Origin of the sequence: Nakamurella antarctica (genome assembly GCF_003860405.1) — a bacterium.
Classification (GTDB): domain Bacteria; phylum Actinomycetota; class Actinomycetes; order Mycobacteriales; family Nakamurellaceae; genus Nakamurella; species Nakamurella antarctica.
Genome location: NZ_CP034170.1, coordinates 1,078,261 through 1,098,790, shown reverse-complemented (window position 1 = coordinate 1,098,790; position 20,530 = coordinate 1,078,261). Strand labels below are relative to the sequence as shown.

Genomic DNA, 20,530 nt, shown 5'->3' with positions numbered 1-20,530 from the left:
CGTTGCCGGCCTGCTGGTCAGTTGCTCCTTAGAAAGGAGGTGATCCAGCCGCACCTTCCGGTACGGCTACCTTGTTACGACTTCGTCCCAATCGCCGATCCCACCTTCGACAGCTCCCTCCCACAAGGGGTTAGGCCACCGGCTTCGGGTGTTACCGACTTTCGTGACGTGACGGGCGGTGTGTACAAGGCCCGGGAACGTATTCACCGCAGCGTTGCTGATCTGCGATTACTAGCGACTCCGACTTCATGGGGTCGAGTTGCAGACCCCAATCCGAACTGAGACCGGCTTTTTGGGATTCGCTCCACCTCGCGGTATCGCAGCCCTTTGTACCGGCCATTGTAGCATGCTTGAAGCCCAAGACATAAGGGGCATGATGATTTGACCTCATCCCCACCTTCCTCCGAGTTGACCCCGGCAGTCTCTTATGAGTCCCCACCATCACGTGCTGGCAACATAAGACGAGGGTTGCGCTCGTTGCGGGACTTAACCCAACATCTCACGACACGAGCTGACGACAACCATGCACCACCTGTATACAGACCTTGCGGGGGAACCATTTCTGGAACTTTCCTGTACATGTCAAGCCTTGGTAAGGTTCTTCGCGTTGCATCGAATTAATCAGCATGCTCCGCCGCTTGTGCGGGCCCCCGTCAATTCCTTTGAGTTTTAGCCTTGCGGCCGTACTCCCCAGGCGGGGCGCTTAATGCGTTAGCTGCGGCACAGAGAACGTGGAAGTCCCCCACACCTAGCGCCCACCGTTTACGGCGTGGACTACCAGGGTATCTAATCCTGTTCGCTCCCCACGCTTTCGCTCCTCAGCGTCAGTATCGGCCCAGAGTCCCGCCTTCGCCACCGGTGTTCCTCCTGATATCTGCGCATTTCACCGCTACACCAGGAATTCCAGACTCCCCTACCGAACTCTAGTTTGCCCGTATCGAATGCAGACCCGGAGTTGAGCCCCGGGCTTTCACATTCGACGCGACAAACCGCCTACGAGCTCTTTACGCCCAATAATTCCGGACAACGCTTGCACCCTACGTATTACCGCGGCTGCTGGCACGTAGTTGGCCGGTGCTTCTTCTGCAGGTACCGTCACTTGCGCTTCGTCCCTGCTGAAAGAGGTTTACAATCCGAAGACCTTCATCCCTCACGCGGCGTCGCTGCGTCAGGCTTCCGCCCATTGCGCAATATTCCCCACTGCTGCCTCCCGTAGGAGTCTGGACCGTGTCTCAGTTCCAGTGTGGCCGGTCGCCCTCTCAGGCCGGCTACCCGTCGTCGCCTTGGTAGGCCATTACCCCACCAACAAGCTGATAGGCCGCGGGCCCATCCCCAGCCGAAAAACTTTCAAAACAACCACATGCGCGGCCGTTTATTATCCGGTATTAGCACAAATTTCTTTGTGTTATCCCAAAGCTGAGGGCAGGTTGCCCACGTGTTACTCACCCGTTCGCCACTCGAGTACCCGCAAGCGGGCCTTTCCGTTCGACTTGCATGTGTTAAGCACGCCGCCAGCGTTCGTCCTGAGCCAGGATCAAACTCTCCATTGAATGTATATAAACCACACCCACCAACCAGAAAAGGAAGACGAGCAATGATCAACAAAAGAAAGAAAACAGGCAACTCAAAAGCCTGCGATCACTGAATCGAAAAAACACTGACAAAAACAATAAAATTGAATTCGCCAATACAATCCGAAACCAAAAACAACCCAACACACCCCCACACCCACCCCAGGCACACAAGCCAGGACAGGAAAACAACGAGAGCGCACCAAGATAAAACAATTGGCACTGACTTTCGGTACGCTGTTGAGTTCTCAAAGAACAAACACACACCACCAACGACAACTAAGCCATCTTGGGGGCAACCTTGTCGACGTTACATGCTGTGTCCTGCAGTGTCAAACACTGGATTTCACTGATGCTTCGTGACCGGCAAGTTCAATTATGGACGCTCTCCAAAGCTTGTCATAAACAAGCTCCGCCCCACTCCGTGACCGGAGTTCGACTTCCTGGGGTTGGCTACCCCCATGGTCCAAACTTTCGTCTAACGCTTGGGCCGACTCGCTGATCAGACTGTGACGTCTTCACGCGAACTCGGGCGGGGCAACTTGTTAAACATTAGGGGGTGATCCAGGCTTCGTCAACCCAGCAGGTCATTAGGTCGGCTCGTCCTCCAGGCCTGCCCGCTGTGGACATGGACCGCTGTGAGCATGGGCCCCTGTATCGCCAGGGAAGCAAGCGGGGTGTCATCGATATCAGGTGCCGATCCGCTTGACCAATAAGCGCAATGGCTCAACGTCAAGCTGACTTCCCCTCGGCCAAACACACTCATGAGCATCAAACCCGCGCACTGCAGCGCCAATAGTTTTTTTGCTGCCTGCCTGAGTCATCCTGGGACCTAGTGCCACGCAGCCGCGCGTAGGGCGATCGCCGCCCTTCGCACCAGCCGGGACAGGTGGCGAGCCACCAGCCAGCAGGTGACTAGCCCGTCGCCAGCAGTTGGATCAACCGTTACGGTCAGCCAACCGCGCCGGCTGCCAGATTGTCGTCAACAAACGCGACCGGCTGGGTCGATCCATTCACCACCACTCGGGGCAGTCCAAACAGCTATATGCTCGCGGAATCGACCTGGTGCAGCTGGACCAAAGCATCGACACCATATCGCCATCTGCCGGATGCTCTTCCAAATGCTTGGAACGATTGCCGTGTTCGAGCGTGCCCTCAGGTCGGAGGGACTTCACAACGGGCTCACCGCTGCTGGGGCATGCGGCTTGATCGGAGGGTAAAAACCCTCACTCAGACCCCACTAGATCAAGATGGCGCTGCGGATGTAGGACCAAGTCGGAGATGTCCGCAAAACCAACTGTGCCTTCCCCCTGTTTGCCGCCGAATTCGGTGTCACCAGCCCCTGTCTGTCGAAATCTCGATCAAGCTCCAGCAGCTTCTCCACCTACCCCCGAGGGCTGGACCCTTCTGGGACCATCCAATGGGTTCGTCTGGGACCGTGATGGATCCGATCGACGATGGTTTGAGCTCTCCGGATGAGAATCTGACCGGGCATTTTTGCTCGAACGCCTGACGAACCGGTCCACAAGCCGCGTGTCCCCGTCACGTACTGCCCATGTTCGAAGTCGACTGCACGAAAGTCCCAAGGCGACTGCACAGCGCCCTCGCGTCTCGATTCATCTGGGATACGACTCAGTGTGGTCAAACAAGTCACCGGTCTGGCTCTGGGCTACTTCAGATCCCGTCGGAAGGTCCCCGGGCTGGGACAGGCAGAATCGGTCCGCGTGGGTTTCATCGATCATCGAGTGCGGGCCTCATTTGACGATGATGGGGTTTCCGGTGCTCCAATCGTGCCCGAGGAGAGAGCGAATCAGCTTCATACGAACTGCGCGTTCAAATATTGCAGTTGTCACTGCATCCCCGGGTGCGGGCGGCAGAAAAGGTTCGTAGTCCGTCTGCCAACCGAGCTCGCTCCAGACAACAGAGTCCTCTTGAAACGGCACGCGCGCTGACAGCACTCCTCAACCAAGGGACGAGCACGGGCAGAACAACAGACCAACCCGCCCGTCCTCGAACGCTGACTCCCTGGGAACGTAGTGGCATCCGGGCAATCGACGCCATCGATCAAGGCGCGTGCGGCGGAATGAATATAGGGGCTGGCGCCGCGACGGGAGCGCCCAGCAGTCGCAGCAAGCATTCCGAGCGCGTCTCGCTGTCAAAATTTCCCCAGCTCAGACGCGTTAAGTGGTGAGGAAGATCGAACAGCTCCTGCAGGCTTACTCCGTCGATCGTGAAATGTAGGGACGGCTTCGGCGGCTCCAACCCGGGACCCATATATTCGGCTGGGCTGACCACACCAACACCGTCTACGACGCCCAGCACGTTCATGCGGGTCACCTTTGCAGCGACTGACCACTATTGGCTGCTGCGGGTGGGCGGTCACTTCGACGGCACCTCGTGCGCTGTCCGGTGTTCAGGCTTTCGACTACCGAGTCTGCGGCTTTGTCCTCCGCAGCGGTTGCATCAGTTGACTTCGACTGCCCCGTCCACTTCGACGCAGACATCAGGTTGACGACGCCAAGCCCACCACTGGCTGTGTCTCGTAACCGCTGGGATACGCGGTGTCTCACCGGCAACCCGGAGGCAGTGGTGCCGAGGGGCCACTTTCGCACCGGTGAGGGCAGTCTGGGATACAGCCAAAATCGACGGGCTCTGTGGTTACGCCACCGAGCGTTTGGCGGCTGCGGTGCCAGCGCGAGCCACAGTTGTGGCAAGTGCCGACATTCAAATTTTTCGGGACGGCCAGGAACCGGGGATTCGGTATGGCCCAACTTCGTTGGCTCAACCTTAGCCAGCGGGAGACGCACCTTGTTGTCTTATTCGAACCCGGCGAGCACCGCTCCGCGGAGCGGGCCGATCTGCCAGGGAGGCACGAATGAATTCTTCTGAATCAGATATCTGTGTCCGCGGGTCCGTTCAACGTCCGTAATTGCAGCGGTGTTGTACCGTAGCCTGACAAACTTCTTTCATCCGAGCACACAGCCGCTTCAGAGTCTCTTAGCAGGAGGCTTGGTAGTTCCATCATGCAGTAGCAACAGGAAATACAGGTACTGATATCTAGGACCAAAGATCGCGCTAGTGGAAGCAATTAATAACAGATTCCAAACAAGTAAGCAGCCAACATTATTCCAAGGATGACGTTGGTGTTTTTGGGTGCAAAAAAGGGGAAACCACGTGGTGGTTTCCCCTTTTTTGGGAATGTTTGTCCGGCAGCGTCCTACTCTCCCACACCCTGGCGGGTGCAGTACCATCGGCGCTGTAGGGCTTAGCTTCCGGGTTCGGAATGGGACCGGGCGTTTCCCCTACGCTATGACTGCCGTAACTTTGCGAAAACATTGTGAGAGTGATTTTTTGGGCACCCACCCACACGGTCAAGTGTGAAAGGTGGGTGCTTCGCTCTGTGTTTTCAGAGCTGCACAGTGGACGCGTAGCATTTTTGTGGTAAGTCCTCGGCCTATTAGTACTGGTCAGCTGCACACCTTGCGGTGCTTCCACTTCCAGCCTATCAACCCGGTGGTCTAGCCGGGGGCCTTAACCCACATGGGGTGGGAGTTCTCATCTTGAAACAGGCTTCCCGCTTAGATGCTTTCAGCGGTTATCCCTTCCGAACGTAGCCAACCAGCCGTGCTCCTGGTGGAACAACTGGCACACCAGAGGTTCGTCCGTCCCGGTCCTCTCGTACTAGGGACAGCCTTTCTCAAAACTCCTGCGCGCGCGGCGGATAGGGACCGAACTGTCTCACGACGTTCTAAACCCAGCTCGCGTGCCGCTTTAATGGGCGAACAGCCCAACCCTTGGGACCTACTCCAGCCCCAGGATGCGACGAGCCGACATCGAGGTGCCAAACCATGCCGTCGATATGGACTCTTGGGCAAGATCAGCCTGTTATCCCCGGGGTACCTTTTATCCGTTGAGCGACACCCCTTCCACAAGGTGGTGCCGGATCACTAGTCCCGACTTTCGTCCCTGCTCGAGATGTCCCTCTCGCAGTCAAGCTCCCTTGTGCACTTACACTCGAAACCTGATTACCAACCAGGCTGAGGGAACCTTTGGGCGCCTCCGTTACTCTTTAGGAGGCAACCGCCCCAGTTAAACTACCCACCAGGCACTGTCCCTGATCCAGATCATGGACCTAAGTTAGATGTTCAGTACAATCAGAGTGGTATTTCAACGTTGACTCCACAATTACTGGCGTAATCGCTTCACAGTCTCCCACCTATCCTACACAAATTGAACCAAACACCAATACCAAGCTGTAGTAAAGGTCCCGGGGTCTTTCCGTCCTGCCGCGCGTAACGAGCATCTTTACTCGTAGTGCAATTTCGCCGAGCCTATGGTTGAGACAGTAGGGAAGTCGTTACGCCATTCGTGCAGGTCGGAACTTACCCGACAAGGAATTTCGCTACCTTAGGATGGTTATAGTTACCACCGCCGTTTACTGGGGCTTAAATTCTCAGCTTCACCACCGAAGTAGTTGACCGGTCCTCTTAACCTTCCAGCACCGGGCAGGCGTCAGTCCATATACGTCGTCTTGCGACTTAGCATGGACCTGTGTTTTTAGTAAACAGTCGCTTCCCCCTGGTCTCTGCGGCCGGACACCGCTAACCCGCATGGGATTTCACAGCACCCGGCCCCCCTTCTCCCGAAGTTACGGGGGTATTTTGCCGAGTTCCTTAACCATAGTTCGCTCGAGCACCTTGGTATTCTCTACCTGACCACCTGTGTCGGTTTGGGGTACGGGCCGCTAGAACCTCGCTAGAAGCTTTTCTCGACAGCATAGGATCACGCTACTTCGCCTCAATCGGCTATGCATCAGGTCTCAGGATTAATGTTCCAACGGATTTGCCTATCAGAACTCCCTACACCCTTACACCAGTATTACCACTGACTGGCGGCGCTACCTTCCTGTGTCACTCCATCGCTTAACTACTAGAAATTAGGGTCACGCGCTCCACGTCGCCTTCACCCGAAGGATCCAACTAGCTTTGGGCGTTTAGCATCAAATCGTTCGCCATGGGCGGTTCTTCGCGGGTACCGGAATATCAACCGGTTGTCCATCGACTACGCCTGTCGGCCTCGCCTTAGGTCCCGACTTACCCTGGGCGGATTAGCCTGGCCCAGGAACCCTTGGTCATTCGGTGGGGGAGTTTCTCACTCCCCATTCGCTACTCATGCCTGCATTCTCACTCGTGTGGGCTCCACAACTGGATCACTCCGCTGCTTCACTGCCCACACGACGCTCCCCTACCCATCCACACGACTGCACCCCAACAAGTTGAGGCGGATCTGTATGTGTGAATGCCGCGGTTTCGGTGGTGTGCTTGAGCCCCGCTACATTGTCGGCGCGGAATCACTTGACCAGTGAGCTATTACGCACTCTTTAAAGGGTGGCTGCTTCTAAGCCAACCTCCTGGTTGTCTGGGCGACTCCACATCCTTTCCCACTTAGCACACGCTTAGGGACCTTAACCGGCGATCTGGGCTGTTTCCCTCTCGACTATGAAGCTTAGCCCCCACAGTCTCACTGCCGCGCTCTCACTTACCGGCATTCGGAGTTTGGTTGATTTCGGTAAGCTTGTAGGCCCCCTAGACCATCCAGTGCTCTACCTCCGGTAAGAAACACGCGACGCTGCACCTAAATGCATTTCGGGGAGAACCAGCTATCACGAAGTTTGATTGGCCTTTCACCCCTACCCACAGCTCATCCCCTCCATTTTCAACTGAAGTGGGTTCGGACCTCCACGTGCTCTTACACACGCTTCATCCTGGCCATGGGTAGATCACTTCGCTTCGGGTCTAGAGCATGCGACTCAGGTCGCCCTATTCGGACTCGCTTTCGCTACGGCTTCCCCACACGGGTTAACCTCGCCACATACCACTAACTCGCAGGCTCATTCTTCAAAAGGCACGCCGTCACAACCAACAAGTTGATCGCTCCGACGGATTGTAAGCACACGGTTTCAGGTACTATTTCACTCCCCTCCCGGGGTACTTTTCACCTTTCCCTCACGGTACTAGTCCGCTATCGGTCATTAGGTAGTATTTAGGCTTAGCGGGTGGTCCCGCCAGATTCACAGCGAATTTCACGGGCTCGCTGCTACTTGGGATCCCACTCGGGAGAAACAGTGCTTTCGGCTACGGGGATCTCACCCTCTACGTCTGGATTTTCCAAACCATTCGCCTAACACCATAATTTTTTACTCCCTGCAAAGGCGGCAGCCTCCACTGAATGGTCCCACGACCCCCAACATGCAACACCTGCCGGCTATCACACACATCAGGTTTAGCCTCATCCGCTTTCGCTCGCCACTACTCACGGAATCGCGGTTGCTTTCTCTTCCTGTGGGTACTGAGATGTTTCACTTCCCCACGTTCCCTCCACAAGCCCTATATATTCAGGCCAGGGTGACAAGACATGACTCCTGCCGGGTTCCCCCATTCGGAAATCCTCGGATCTCAGCTCGGTTGACAGCTCCCCGAGGCTTATCGCAGCCTCCTACGTCCTTCATCGGCTCCTAATGCCTAGGCATCCACCGTGTGCCCTTATTAACTTGACCACAAAGATGCTCGCGTCCACTGTGCAGTTCTCAAAAAACAGACGAACCCAACCCCAACAGCACCACCAGCACACACAAACCCCCACCCCACAAAGGGAAAAGGACAGTATGTCGATGTGACACGTAGGTTGGCCCGAGAAACAACAAACAAAAACCCCGCCGCCACAAGTGGCATTGGGAAAGTTCCTGTTTATTCTTTCAGGACCCAACAGCGTACCTACGAAACCCCCCGGCCAACACTGCCCGTTCCTGAAACCCCCTGCAAGCAGAAGAGCTCCTGTACTAGACACAGATTGAACTACGAGAAATCCCGAACTAGTCAGCGTCCACCCATGAGCACCACCACAACACGAACGGTTGCGAAATGGCGTCCTGTACCAACACACACACAACGAACGTTGCCGGCCTGCTGGTCAGTTGCTCCTTAGAAAGGAGGTGATCCAGCCGCACCTTCCGGTACGGCTACCTTGTTACGACTTCGTCCCAATCGCCGATCCCACCTTCGACAGCTCCCTCCCACAAGGGGTTAGGCCACCGGCTTCGGGTGTTACCGACTTTCGTGACGTGACGGGCGGTGTGTACAAGGCCCGGGAACGTATTCACCGCAGCGTTGCTGATCTGCGATTACTAGCGACTCCGACTTCATGGGGTCGAGTTGCAGACCCCAATCCGAACTGAGACCGGCTTTTTGGGATTCGCTCCACCTCGCGGTATCGCAGCCCTTTGTACCGGCCATTGTAGCATGCTTGAAGCCCAAGACATAAGGGGCATGATGATTTGACCTCATCCCCACCTTCCTCCGAGTTGACCCCGGCAGTCTCTTATGAGTCCCCACCATCACGTGCTGGCAACATAAGACGAGGGTTGCGCTCGTTGCGGGACTTAACCCAACATCTCACGACACGAGCTGACGACAACCATGCACCACCTGTATACAGACCTTGCGGGGGAACCATTTCTGGAACTTTCCTGTACATGTCAAGCCTTGGTAAGGTTCTTCGCGTTGCATCGAATTAATCAGCATGCTCCGCCGCTTGTGCGGGCCCCCGTCAATTCCTTTGAGTTTTAGCCTTGCGGCCGTACTCCCCAGGCGGGGCGCTTAATGCGTTAGCTGCGGCACAGAGAACGTGGAAGTCCCCCACACCTAGCGCCCACCGTTTACGGCGTGGACTACCAGGGTATCTAATCCTGTTCGCTCCCCACGCTTTCGCTCCTCAGCGTCAGTATCGGCCCAGAGTCCCGCCTTCGCCACCGGTGTTCCTCCTGATATCTGCGCATTTCACCGCTACACCAGGAATTCCAGACTCCCCTACCGAACTCTAGTTTGCCCGTATCGAATGCAGACCCGGAGTTGAGCCCCGGGCTTTCACATTCGACGCGACAAACCGCCTACGAGCTCTTTACGCCCAATAATTCCGGACAACGCTTGCACCCTACGTATTACCGCGGCTGCTGGCACGTAGTTGGCCGGTGCTTCTTCTGCAGGTACCGTCACTTGCGCTTCGTCCCTGCTGAAAGAGGTTTACAATCCGAAGACCTTCATCCCTCACGCGGCGTCGCTGCGTCAGGCTTCCGCCCATTGCGCAATATTCCCCACTGCTGCCTCCCGTAGGAGTCTGGACCGTGTCTCAGTTCCAGTGTGGCCGGTCGCCCTCTCAGGCCGGCTACCCGTCGTCGCCTTGGTAGGCCATTACCCCACCAACAAGCTGATAGGCCGCGGGCCCATCCCCAGCCGAAAAACTTTCAAAACAACCACATGCGCGGCCGTTTATTATCCGGTATTAGCACAAATTTCTTTGTGTTATCCCAAAGCTGAGGGCAGGTTGCCCACGTGTTACTCACCCGTTCGCCACTCGAGTACCCGCAAGCGGGCCTTTCCGTTCGACTTGCATGTGTTAAGCACGCCGCCAGCGTTCGTCCTGAGCCAGGATCAAACTCTCCATTGAATGTATATAAACCACACCCACCAACCAGAAAAGGAAGACGAGCAATGATCAACAAAAGAAAGAAAACAGGCAACTCAAAAGCCTGCGATCACTGAATCGAAAAAACACTGACAAAAACAATAAAATTGAATTCGCCAATACAATCCGAAACCAAAAACAACCCAACACACCCCCACACCCACCCCAGGCACACAAGCCAGGACAGGAAAACAACGAGAGCGCACCAAGATAAAACAATTGGCACTGACTTTCGGTACGCTGTTGAGTTCTCAAATAACAAACACACACCACCCATGACCGCTAAGCCACATCCGGGGTGCACTTCATTTTCAAACGTAGTTGTCGAAGCCTTAGGTGTCAAACGAACACCGGGAAGTGTATTCCCAGTGCTAATCGGACTGCCAAGCCTAACGCCAACTTTAATTCAATCCCCGCCGAACGGGAGCGGACTCCCCACTCCCTCAGGAGTTGGACTGCGGATTGGACCTCGGCGCGAGCTATCCGCCCGCCTTGCGGCTTGCGTCACTTGCTCGGTGATCCGTGGTGCACTCAGAAAGTTACGGGCTGATGAACAGCGAGTCAAATCCCCTGTTTCGGTTATTGCTCCGGCATGTCGCTGCAGTTCAGCCGGGTGCTCCCGTGATGCAAATGAGCTCTGAGCGGCTAATGCGTGGTGAATTTTCACTGTGGCTTCAGACACAACATGTCGTGAGGCGAGTGGCTGGCCAGAGGGAACCGAGGCAGGGACCTAGTACTTCACCTTGATTCCGACGACTGATTTCTTGCCGCGTCGGAGCACCAGCCAGCTACTGTGGAGCAGGTCCGTCATCACCGGCACGTGGTCCGGATCTGTGACTCGTACGTTGTTGATATTTGCCCCACCCTCGGCAATGGTGCGGCGTGCTTCTGAATTCGATGTGACCAATCCACTTCGCTGCAATAACGCGACAATGTTCGGTAGGTCCCCATCGAGCTCGAGTACTCCCACCGCCGACAGTGCCGCTGCCAGAGTTGGTTCATCGATCTCGTTGATGTCGCCCCGTCCGAAAAGGGCGGTACTGGCGGCAATCACCTGTGCAGTGGTGTCCTCGCCATGGACGAGAGTCGTAACGTCTTGAGCCAATACCCGATGTGCCTGCCTGGCCTGAGGCTGCGCGGCCGTTGATTCGGCAAGTGTGGCGATCTCCTCCCGACTCCTGAATGTGAACACCTTCAAGAAGCGGTCGACGTCGCGATCATCGCTGTTGATCCAGAATTGATAGAAGTCATACGGGCTGGTCATATCCGGGTCGAGCCAGATGGCACCGCCTTCAGTCTTCCCGAACTTGGTGCCGTCAGCCTTCGTAATCAACGGCGTCGCCAGGGCATGCACGTCTGCCCCGTTAACCTTGTGAATCAATTCGGTTCCGCTGGTGAGGTTGCCCCACTGATCGCTGCCTCCCGTCTGCAATGTGCAGCCGTAGCGCCTATTCAATTCGAGGAAGTCCATCCCCTGAAGAATCTGGTAACTAAATTCGGTAAAGGACAATCCTTCGTCGCTCCGCAGTCGCGTGGCCACGGTGTCCTTGGCCAGCATGCGGCCCATCCGGAAATGTTTTCCGACATCCCGGAGGAAATCGATGGCGCTCATGGGCGCTGTCCAGTCGAGGTTGTTGACAATGCGGGCCGCATTGGCGCACTCGAAGTCCAAGTAGCGCTCCACCTGAGAACGAATGCGGTCAACCCAGACGGCCACTTGCTCAGAACTGTTGAGGACCCGCTCGCCGGACATCCGCGGATCACCGATGAGCCCAGTGGAACCGCCCACCAAGCCCAATGGGAAATGCCCATAGTTTTGGATGCGCCGCGCGGTGATCAGCTGTACGAGGTTTCCCATATGCAGGCTTGGCGCAGTGGGGTCGAAGCCACAATAGAAGGTCAAGGGGCCAGCTTCGAAAGCCGCGCGGAGATCGTCGTCTCCCGTTGTTTGCGAGATCAACCCGCGCCAACTGAGTTCGTCAAAAAGTGCGCTGGTCACGGGTACTTGAGGTGTTTGCTGCTCGTTCACAGGTCCTATCCTGCCTCACAGCTAGCGGTTGGAGTGCGTCACGGCGAGCTAAGCCGCGTCCTGCGAACGTGACGACGGTACTGGCTAACGGAGGCCTCTCCCGCAATCGAAAAACGCAGAGGTAGGTCATGGGCACTAGAAACTCCGACCCGCGGGCCGGTCACGGTATTCACTGGCCCTGCGAAGGTTCCACCCATCAGCCTCATGGGCGACGCCGGCGCACACAGGTCACCGCCGTTCGGGGCACTTGACACCTGCGCAGCTCCGAGTCCCAGGACCTTCGTCAGACGCGCAGGACCGGATGCTAATGCGGGGTCCGCAACACCTGCCGAGCCCCTGCGCCGAGCTGTATCAACCCCATCGATCACTTCGCCCGCGCGCAGCAAGACCGCACTCGCCTCACCGGGCAGACCTGTCACAATGTTGGCGCACCAATGCATCCCATAAATGAAGTACAGGTACAGATGACCGGCCGGTCCGAACATCACCGCATTGCGTGGAGTCAGTCCTCGGAAGGCATGCGACGCGGGATCTGTTGCACCCCCGTATGCCTCGGTCTCGGTAATCCGCACCGCCACCCGGTCCTCCCACTCGCCGGTAACGATGATGCGACCAAGTAGGTCGGCCGCAACCTCCATGCTGGGCCTGCTGAAGAACGGCCGAGTCAGGCGGGGACCCATCGGTGTCGCCAACTTCTACCTCCCGTGGGTGCAGATACGTTTCAGGGCAGTTGTTCTTGCCCCGGCCCTACAGCGAGGATCGTGCAAGCCACGCTCGATCCCCTTCGATTCGGACGCGCAGATCAGCCACTTGTTCGGCAACCCGCGCTGGCGCCGTGCCGCCCACCGAATCGCGCGAAGCCATCGAACCAGCCACAGTCAACACCTCTCGGACCTGGGGCGTGAGTCCCCCATTGATCGCCGCGAACTCTGCGTCGGTCAGGTCGTTCAGCTCCCGGTTGGACGACTCGGCCAGCTGCACGCACTCTCCGGCCGCCTCGTGGGCAACTCGGAACGGAACACCACCACGTACTAAAAACTCGGCGATATCGGTCGCAAGGGAAAAGCCCGCCGGAGCCATCTGGGCCATTCGTGGCAGGTTGAAGGTCAGGGTGGCAGTGAGTCCGGTGACCGCTGGAAGCAATAGCTCCAGCTGCTCCAGCGAATCGAAGAGTGGCTCCTTGTCCTCCTGCAGATCCCGGTTATATGCCAAGGGAAGCGCCTTGAGTGTGGCGAGTAGGCCGGTCAAGTTTCCGATCAATCGACCCGTCTTTCCACGTGCCAATTCCGCAATGTCCGGGTTTTTTTTCTGCGGCATGATGGAAGATCCGGTGGCGTAGGAATCATCCAACTTCGCGTACCCGAATTCGACGGTGGTGAAAATGATGACTTCCTCTGCCCACCTTGAGATGTCGACCGCCAACATAGCGAGAACGAACGCCAGCTCGGCAGCAAAATCTCTGGAGGCAGTGCCATCGATGGAATTAGCGGAGGGAACGTCGAGGCCCAACTCCTTGGCGATAGCTGCAGGATCTAAACCCAGCGATGAACCAGCAAGCGCGCCTGAACCGTACGGGGAGATAGCCGCTCGCTTGTCCCAGTCTCGAATCCGGTCGATATCGCGGGCCAATGCTTGGGTGTGAGCAGCAAGGTGATGCGCGAGAAGCACCGGCTGAGCATGCTGGAAGTGCGTTCGGCCCGGCATCGCAGCTGCGTGATGTCGCTCAGCTTGGTCAAGGAACGCCGATTGCAAATCGGTGACAAGCACAGCCACTCGGCGCGCTGCGTCCCGCAGGTACACCCGAAACAACGTTGCTACCTGGTCGTTTCGGGAACGGCCAGCTCGAAGCTTTCCGCCCAGATCAACGCCAGCGCGCTCGATGAGGCCGCGCTCCAAAGCGGTGTGCACATCCTCGTCCGCTGCCGTGGCAACAAATCTGCCCGACTCGACATCGGCAGCGAGCTCATCGAGCGCCGTAAGCATCCCTGAAAGCTCCTGCGCCGTTAGCAATCCGGCGGCATTGAGCACCTTGGCATGCGCACGGGACCCGGCGATATCGTAGGGCGCCAAACGAAAGTCGAAGTGAGTGGAGGCGCTGAGCGCTACCATCTCAGGCGCAGGGCCGCCGGCAAACCGGCCGCCCCACAGCTTCAAGGGCTGGCCCGGAGTACTCATTCGCCCACCTGGCAGCGCACAATTTCTGCTGCACGTCCGGGAATCAGGCTGGCGGAATCATAACTCTGATGCTCGTTGTCGCCGCTCACACTGGCGGTCCACTGCGTCATGTGGTGGTGTACTCCTGCTCATTCTTTTCGGTGCTATTGATAAAGAACTGATGATCGGGTGGTGCTGCTATCGGGTGGTGGCTGCCCATATCGTGACAGCTGTTGCCCACCGCGACAGCATCGACACCCCGCATCTAGGCGCCCCCCGCCCCCGGGGGGTGCGCAAGATCGGCAAGTCTGCGGCCCAAGGCTGCTCCCGTAAGTCCGTCCCTTGCGACCACAAAAATGGTGTCGTCACCGGCAATCGTTCCCACCACGTCATCCAGGCTGGCCCGATCGATTGCGCTGGCCAGGAATTGAGCGGCGCCCGGTGGTGTGCGGAGAACAGCCAAATTTGCTGCGCCGTCGTAGGAGACCAGCAACTCGGCGAGGAGCCGCGAGAGTCGGGATGTGCCACCCGCCATCGGTCTTTTGCTGCCGTCTTCGGGGATCACGTACACCGGCGCGCCACCGTCGACACCCCTCACCTTGATCGCCCCCAATTCCTCGAGATCCCTCGAGAGCGTGGCCTGTGTGACGTCAAACCCCCGCGCAGCCACCAGAGCAGCTAGCTCAGCCTGCGATCGGACGGCCTGCTCCCGAATCACTTCTGTGATCCGAGAAAGCCTGGCGGCTTTGGTCCCCGGCGATCCCGGCGCATGTGTCATAAAATTACAGCCCCAGGTCCGCGATCTCGAGAAGGTAACTGAGTAGAGCTTTTTGGGCGTGCAGCCGGTTTTCGGCCTCGTCCCACACTGCAGAAGCCGCACCGTCAAGGACCTCATCGGTGATCTCGAAGCCGCGGTGGGCTGGCAAGCAGTGCAGCACGATAGCCCCGGCTTCGGCGCGGGCAAGCAGGGCCGCATTGACTTGGTAAGGCCGGAAGGGGCCGACTCGGTCCAGCCCGTCATTTTCTTGGCCCATCGAGGTCCAAGAATCCGTGACCAATACGTCCGCACCGTCGACAGCTGCCTGTGGATCGACGATCTGGGTGTAGGACCCACCAGTGAGATGGCCCCTCTCCTTGGCGTCAACTGCTACCTGGGGCAGCGGCTCGAACCCGTCGGGGGACGCCACTCGGACGTGCATGCCCGCGTTCGTGCCTCCCAACATCAGCGAATGGGCCATGTTGTTGTTGCCGTCCCCGAGGTAAGTGAGGGTAAGCCCGGCCAGTGCTCCCTTGCGCTCCCTGATGGTTTGCAAATCGGCAAGTACCTGGCAGGGGTGGAACTCATCGGTCAACGCGTTGATGACCGGCACGGTGGAAACACTGGCCAAAGCATCGATGCGACGTTGCGCGAACGTGCGAATAGCGATGGCGTCCACGTAGCGCGACAGCACCCGCGAAGTGTCCTCGATGGTTTCTTCGCGGCCAAGCTGCGAGGTGCGCCCATCTACGATTACGGGCTGACCGCCCAACTGCGCGATTCCGATCTCGAATGACAACCGCGTGCGGGTCGAGTTCTTCTCGAACACGACGGCGACGGCTTTACCCGCCAGCGGGGTGAAGCCGGTGCGGTTTCTCTTGTAGAGATCTGCGCGATCCAAGACGGTCAAGAGCTCCTCGGGAGAAAGGTCGTCGTCGCGAAGAAAATGCCGAATCATGTAGGAGTCCCTGGGGTGTCGATGCTGTCGAGGATGGCTGGAAGGGCCTGAATGAACGTATCCGCTTGCGCAAGCGTCAGATTCAGGGGCGGTGCAAGCCGGAGGACGTGTGCAGCTGGCGCATTAATGATGAAGCCAGCGTGCTGGGCGGCGAGCGACGCGTGAGCGGCGATGGGAGATGTCAGGACTACTCCGAGCAGTAACCCTGCACCGCGAACATGGTCGATCAGCGGATGCTGCACGCTCTCGATGCTGCTAATGAAGTGCTTCCCCAACGCCGCGGCGTGATCCAAAAGTCCCTCTGCTGCGATGGTTTCGAGCACTGCTAGAGCGGCAGCAGCACATATCGGATTTCCGGCAAAAGTCGAACCGTGCTGACCCGGCCCGATCAGGTCGGCGGCGCTGCCAATACCAATGGCCGCGCCTATCGGCAGGCCACCCCCCAACCCCTTGGCCAGCGTGATGACGTCCGGACGGATACCCGCACTGTGATGGGCGAACCAGCTCCCCGTTCTGCCGATGCCGGTCTGCACTTCGTCGACGACGAGCAGGATGCCACGCTCTGCGGTGATCTTTCGCACGGCGGCGAGATACCCATCCGGCGCCGGGACAACGCCAGCCTCGCCCATGATCGGCTCCAGAAAGACTGCTGCCACATCTGTGTCGACAACGCCAGCTAGAGCGTCGATGTCGCCGTAAGGAATATATTCAACTCCGCTGGGAACCGGCTCAAACGGGATCCTTTTAGCGGGCTGGCCGGTGAGAGCTAAGGCGCCCATTGTCCGGCCGTGGAAAGCTCCCTCGGCGGTGATGATGCGGGGGCGCCCGGTCAACCGCGCCATCTTGAAGGCAGCCTCATTGGCCTCTGCCCCCGAATTGCAGAAGATGACTTTGCCGTCGTCGATGGCACCTGCGATTTCCAGGAGCTTTTCGGCGAGCGCAATCACAGTGGGATGGGTAAAAAAGTTTGAGACATGGCCGAGTGTCGCCACTTGGCGCGAGACCGCTTCCACAATCGCGGGATGTGCGTGGCCCAGCGCGTTCACTGCGATACCGCCAAGAAGGTCAAGGTAGCGCTTGCCCTCAGCGTCAATGACGTAAGAGCCATCGCCGCTGACCAACTCAACCTTTGGCACTCCATAGTTATTCATCAACGAGCGCTGCCACCGCACGGCAGCGTCTTGGTTCTGGGTTGTCACGACTCGTCCGTTTCAGTCACTGGGAGTTCACTGCTGAGAGGTCCTGCGGCGATCGGCGCAGTGCGGATCTGGGCGTTGTCCTGAGTGGCCGCTGATCTGGCGCCGTCGATCACCATCGTGCCAACCCCTGCGTCGGTGACGATCTCGAGCAGCACCGCATGCGGGGTACGGCCATCGATCACATGCGCGCGGGGTACCCCGCCGCGCACGGCCCGCAAGCAACCTTCCATTTTGGGCACCATCCCCGCCTCCAGAGTGGGCAGGAGCACCTCGAGATCATCTGCGGTGATCACGGACAGCAGCGAAGCGGGGTCTGGCCAGTTCGAGTACAAACCCTCAACATCGGTCAGCATCAACAGCTTTGACGCGCCCAACGCGATCGCTAGCGCAGCGGCGGCGGTATCGGCGTTCACGTTATGCACGACACCGTCGATGTCGGGCGCCACGGTCGCGATGACGGGGATCCGGCCCGCGGCGACCAGATCGAGAACCGCGTCAGGGTTGACGCTGGCTACATCGCCCACCAGGCCGATGTCGGCTTGGACGCCGTCAACTGAGACCGTCCGGCGTGCGGCGGTCAATAAATTGGCGTCCTCGCCAGACATGCCCACGGCGAATGGACCGTGCGCGTTAATGAGGTTCACCAACTCCCGGCCCACCTGCCCGACCAATACCATTCGAACGATGTCCATGGTTTCCGGCGTAGTGACCCGGAATCCGCCCTTGAACTCTCCCGCCACATTAAGCCTTTTCAACATGGCGCTGATCTGTGGCCCGCCGCCGTGGACCACGACAGGCTTGAGCCCCACGGTGCGGAGGAACACCATGTCTGCTGCGAACGCGGACTTCAGATGCTCATCTGTCATTGCGTTTCCGCCGTACTTGACGACCACTATTTGGCCTCGCCATTTCAACAACCAGGGCAGAGAGTCTGCCAGGAAGCCGGCACGCGCTGCTGCCGTCACGGCTTCCACGCGTCCCCGTCCCTCGGTCCGGGGAGTTGCCTGCTCGTAGGCAGGGGTCGAATCCGCCTGGGCGGCATTATTGCTAGAAGAGCTGTTGCCAAACGAGCTCGCACTCATGTTGAGTACGCCGAGTTCTCGTGGACGTAGGCGTGCGAGAGATCGTTAGTGACGATCCTCGCCTGTTCAGTGCCCGCGTGCAGGTCAATGGTGACTTTCGCCTCGCGGCCGCTCATATCCACCCCTGCTCGGTCGTCGCCAACGCTGCCACCCCGGCAGATCCAGACATCATTGATGGCGACGTCGATCTGGTGTGGATCGAAAGCAGCGCGGGTGGTGCCCACTGCTGCCAGAATCCGGCCCCAGTTGGCATCGCCCCCAAAGAACGCGGTCTTGACCAGATTGTTGCGAGCCACGGCGCGACCGACTTCGACCGCGTCATCCTCGGTAGCTGCATGGACCACCTGAATCGAGATCTCTTTGGTGGCGCCTTCTGCGTCGGCGATCAATTGATGCGCCAAGCCGGCACAGGCTTTCGTCACTACCGCTTGTAGGACGGGCTGAGGAGGCCGAACTCCGGACGCACCGGAGGCCAACAGGAGCACGGTGTCGTTGGTTGAGGTCGCACCGTCTGAATCCACGCGGTCGAATGTGACCCGAGTTGCTGCCCGCAGAGCGGCGTCAAGGTCGGCGCTACCTACTTCGGCATCCGTAGTGAGCACGACCAGCATGGTGGCTAACCCGGGGGCTAGCATTCCCGCACCTTTGGCCATCCCACCGACGGTAAAACCCGGGCCCTGGATCAGAATATTCTTCGGCACGGAGTCCGTCGTCATGATGGCGATGGCGGCGTCCGACCCGCCTGTGGCACTGAGCGCAGCGTGTGAAGCGAGCACGCCCGCGGCGATCTTGTCCATCGGTAACCGTTCACCGATGAGACCAGTGCTGCAAATTGCAATCTGCTCTGCCGGCACAGCGAGTAAAGCGCCGACGTGCGCTGCTGTGTCAGCGGTGTCGCCGTAGCCGCCCGGGCCCGTGCACGCATTCGCGCCACCGGAATTTAGGAAGACGGCCGAGATGACGCCGCGCCCGATAATGCTTTCGCACCATTGGACTGGCGCAGCCCTGACCCTATTTGACGTGAAAACCGCTGCGGCGTCATATCTTGGGCCATCGTTGACCACCAAAGCTACATCGGGTTTCCCCGATGCCTTCAGCCCTGCAGTAACGCCCGCCGCCCTAAATCCTGCTGGTCCGGTTACCGTCATGGCGCAATCCCCACTGTCGTCAGCCCGGCAGTTTCGCTGAGTCCCAGGGCTAGGTTGAAGGACTGAACTGCCGCGCCCGCAGTCCCTTTGGTTAAATTGTCTAGTGCAGCCACAGCAATAAGGACACCGGCGTCAGGGTCTAAGGCAACTTGCAGGTGCAGCGCATTCGACCCCAGGGTTGCTTTTGTTACAGGCCACTGGCCCGCAGGCAGCAAATGGATAAAAGGTTCTGCAGCGTAGGCATTGTCGTAGATTTGCCGCACCAAGCTGGCACTGACCCCCGGCATCGCGGGCGCTGTCACCGTGGCAAGAATGCCGCGGCTCATCGGCACGAGTACTGGCGTAAACGATACCGTGACGGGCTTTCCGGCTGCTGCGGAAAGATTCTGGACCATTTCCGGTGTGTGGCGATGAGTTCCGCCCACGCCATACGCCGATGCTGAGCCCAGCACCTCGCTGGCAAGCAGGTTCGTCTTTAAAGATTTGCCAGCGCCCGATGTCCCGCTAACCGCCACGACGGTTACAGCGGGCTCGACGAGTGCGGCTGCCAACGCAGGCGCCAGAGCCAATGATGCGGCGGTCGGGTAACAGCCCGGCACCGCGATCCTCCTAGCGCCGCGCAGGTTGTCCCGCGCTCCCGGTAGCTCTGGCATTCCGTACGGCCACGTTCCTGGGTGCGCCCCTCCGTAGAAGCGCTCCCACGCGGCTGGGTTGACTAGACGATGATCGGCGCCGCAGTCGATAACAACGATCGATGACGGGAGCTGCGCGGCGATCTCCGCGGAATGCCCGTGCGGTAGCGCTAAGAAAACTGCGTCATGGTCAACGAGCACAGCGGCAGAGGTTTCGCTCAGCACTCTCTCGGCGAGAGGTACCAGATGCGGATGGTGTTCACCCAGGGTGCTGCCAGCGTTGGAGTTCGCGGTCAACGCTCCAATTTCGACATCGGGATGACCCAGCAAAAGGCGGAGTAACTCCCCGCCCGCATATCCGCTGGCTCCAGCAACCGCGACACGCAACGTCATCTACTCGTCCCTCGTCCCTGGTGCCAGACACACCATCATTGGTGTCGGGAGACCGCCCATTCGCAGGTCCCGTCTACCCGCCAAACT

At 58.5% G+C, this 20,530-nt stretch carries 11 protein-coding genes and 4 rRNA genes; 1 reads left to right on the top strand and 14 read right to left on the bottom strand.

Translation table 11 applies throughout. The annotated features are described in order from the left end of the window. Nucleotides 1–32: 32 nt before the first annotated feature. Nucleotides 33–1,550 (bottom strand): 16S ribosomal RNA (locus EH165_RS04810). 954 nt (nucleotides 1,551–2,504) lie between these two features. Between EH165_RS04810 and EH165_RS16805 the strand changes: the two genes are divergently transcribed. Further along, nucleotides 2,505–2,780: a recombinase family protein gene (locus EH165_RS16805; protein ID WP_124798265.1), complete on the top strand. Its 276-nt coding sequence runs from the start codon at nucleotides 2,505–2,507 to the stop codon at nucleotides 2,778–2,780. Nucleotides 2,781–3,635: 855 nt separating this feature from the next. On the opposite strand, the gene EH165_RS04800 is transcribed toward EH165_RS16805, so the two are convergent. The 13 genes from EH165_RS04800 to argC form a co-directional block, all read right to left on the bottom strand. Further along, nucleotides 3,636–3,899, bottom strand: a complete 264-nt coding sequence (locus tag EH165_RS04800; protein ID WP_124798264.1) for a hypothetical protein — start codon at nucleotides 3,897–3,899, stop codon at nucleotides 3,636–3,638. 876 nt (nucleotides 3,900–4,775) lie between these two features. Next, nucleotides 4,776–4,892: ribosomal RNA gene (gene rrf / locus EH165_RS04795) — 5S ribosomal RNA — on the bottom strand. A gap of 117 nt (nucleotides 4,893–5,009) precedes the next feature. Continuing rightward, nucleotides 5,010–8,127 (bottom strand): 23S ribosomal RNA (locus EH165_RS04790). 428 nt (nucleotides 8,128–8,555) lie between these two features. After that, nucleotides 8,556–10,073: ribosomal RNA gene (locus EH165_RS04785) — 16S ribosomal RNA — on the bottom strand. Together the 16S, 23S and 5S rRNA genes form the textbook arrangement of a ribosomal RNA operon. Nucleotides 10,074–10,821: 748 nt before the next feature. After that, nucleotides 10,822–12,120: a tyrosine--tRNA ligase gene (gene tyrS / locus EH165_RS04780; protein WP_239020703.1), complete on the bottom strand. Its 1,299-nt coding sequence runs from the start codon at nucleotides 12,118–12,120 to the stop codon at nucleotides 10,822–10,824. Nucleotides 12,121–12,158: 38 nt separating this feature from the next. Next, nucleotides 12,159–12,800 (bottom strand): DNA-3-methyladenine glycosylase, encoded by a 642-nt coding sequence (locus EH165_RS04775; RefSeq protein WP_124798263.1) that lies wholly within the window; start codon nucleotides 12,798–12,800, stop codon nucleotides 12,159–12,161. Between the two features lie 67 nt (nucleotides 12,801–12,867). After that, complete coding sequence (argH, locus tag EH165_RS04770) at nucleotides 12,868–14,295, bottom strand: argininosuccinate lyase (protein WP_124798262.1); 1,428 nt, start codon at nucleotides 14,293–14,295, stop codon at nucleotides 12,868–12,870. Nucleotides 14,296–14,539: 244 nt separating this feature from the next. Continuing rightward, nucleotides 14,540–15,052, bottom strand: coding sequence for an arginine repressor (locus EH165_RS04765; protein WP_124798261.1), 513 nt, complete (start codon nucleotides 15,050–15,052; stop codon nucleotides 14,540–14,542). 4 nt (nucleotides 15,053–15,056) lie between these two features. Then, the gene (argF, locus tag EH165_RS04760; protein WP_124798260.1) at nucleotides 15,057–15,989 is read right to left on the bottom strand and encodes an ornithine carbamoyltransferase; all 933 of its coding nucleotides are present in this window, start codon (nucleotides 15,987–15,989) and stop codon (nucleotides 15,057–15,059) included. Beyond that, the gene (locus tag EH165_RS04755; protein WP_124798259.1) at nucleotides 15,986–17,188 is read right to left on the bottom strand and encodes an acetylornithine transaminase; all 1,203 of its coding nucleotides are present in this window, start codon (nucleotides 17,186–17,188) and stop codon (nucleotides 15,986–15,988) included. The genes argF and EH165_RS04755 overlap by 4 nt, the downstream gene beginning before the upstream one ends. After that, nucleotides 17,185–18,270, bottom strand: a complete 1,086-nt coding sequence (argB, locus tag EH165_RS04750; protein WP_124798258.1) for an acetylglutamate kinase — start codon at nucleotides 18,268–18,270, stop codon at nucleotides 17,185–17,187. The genes EH165_RS04755 and argB overlap by 4 nt, the downstream gene beginning before the upstream one ends. Next, nucleotides 18,267–19,418 carry a bifunctional glutamate N-acetyltransferase/amino-acid acetyltransferase ArgJ gene (gene argJ / locus EH165_RS04745; protein WP_124798257.1) on the bottom strand — a complete coding sequence of 384 codons (1,152 nt, stop codon included), beginning with the start codon at nucleotides 19,416–19,418 and terminating at the stop codon, nucleotides 18,267–18,269. The genes argB and argJ overlap by 4 nt, the downstream gene beginning before the upstream one ends. Then, nucleotides 19,415–20,443 (bottom strand): N-acetyl-gamma-glutamyl-phosphate reductase, encoded by a 1,029-nt coding sequence (gene argC, locus EH165_RS04740; RefSeq protein ID WP_124798256.1) that lies wholly within the window; start codon nucleotides 20,441–20,443, stop codon nucleotides 19,415–19,417. Before argC ends, argJ begins: the two co-directional genes overlap by 4 nt. Nucleotides 20,444–20,530: the final 87 nt, after the last annotated feature.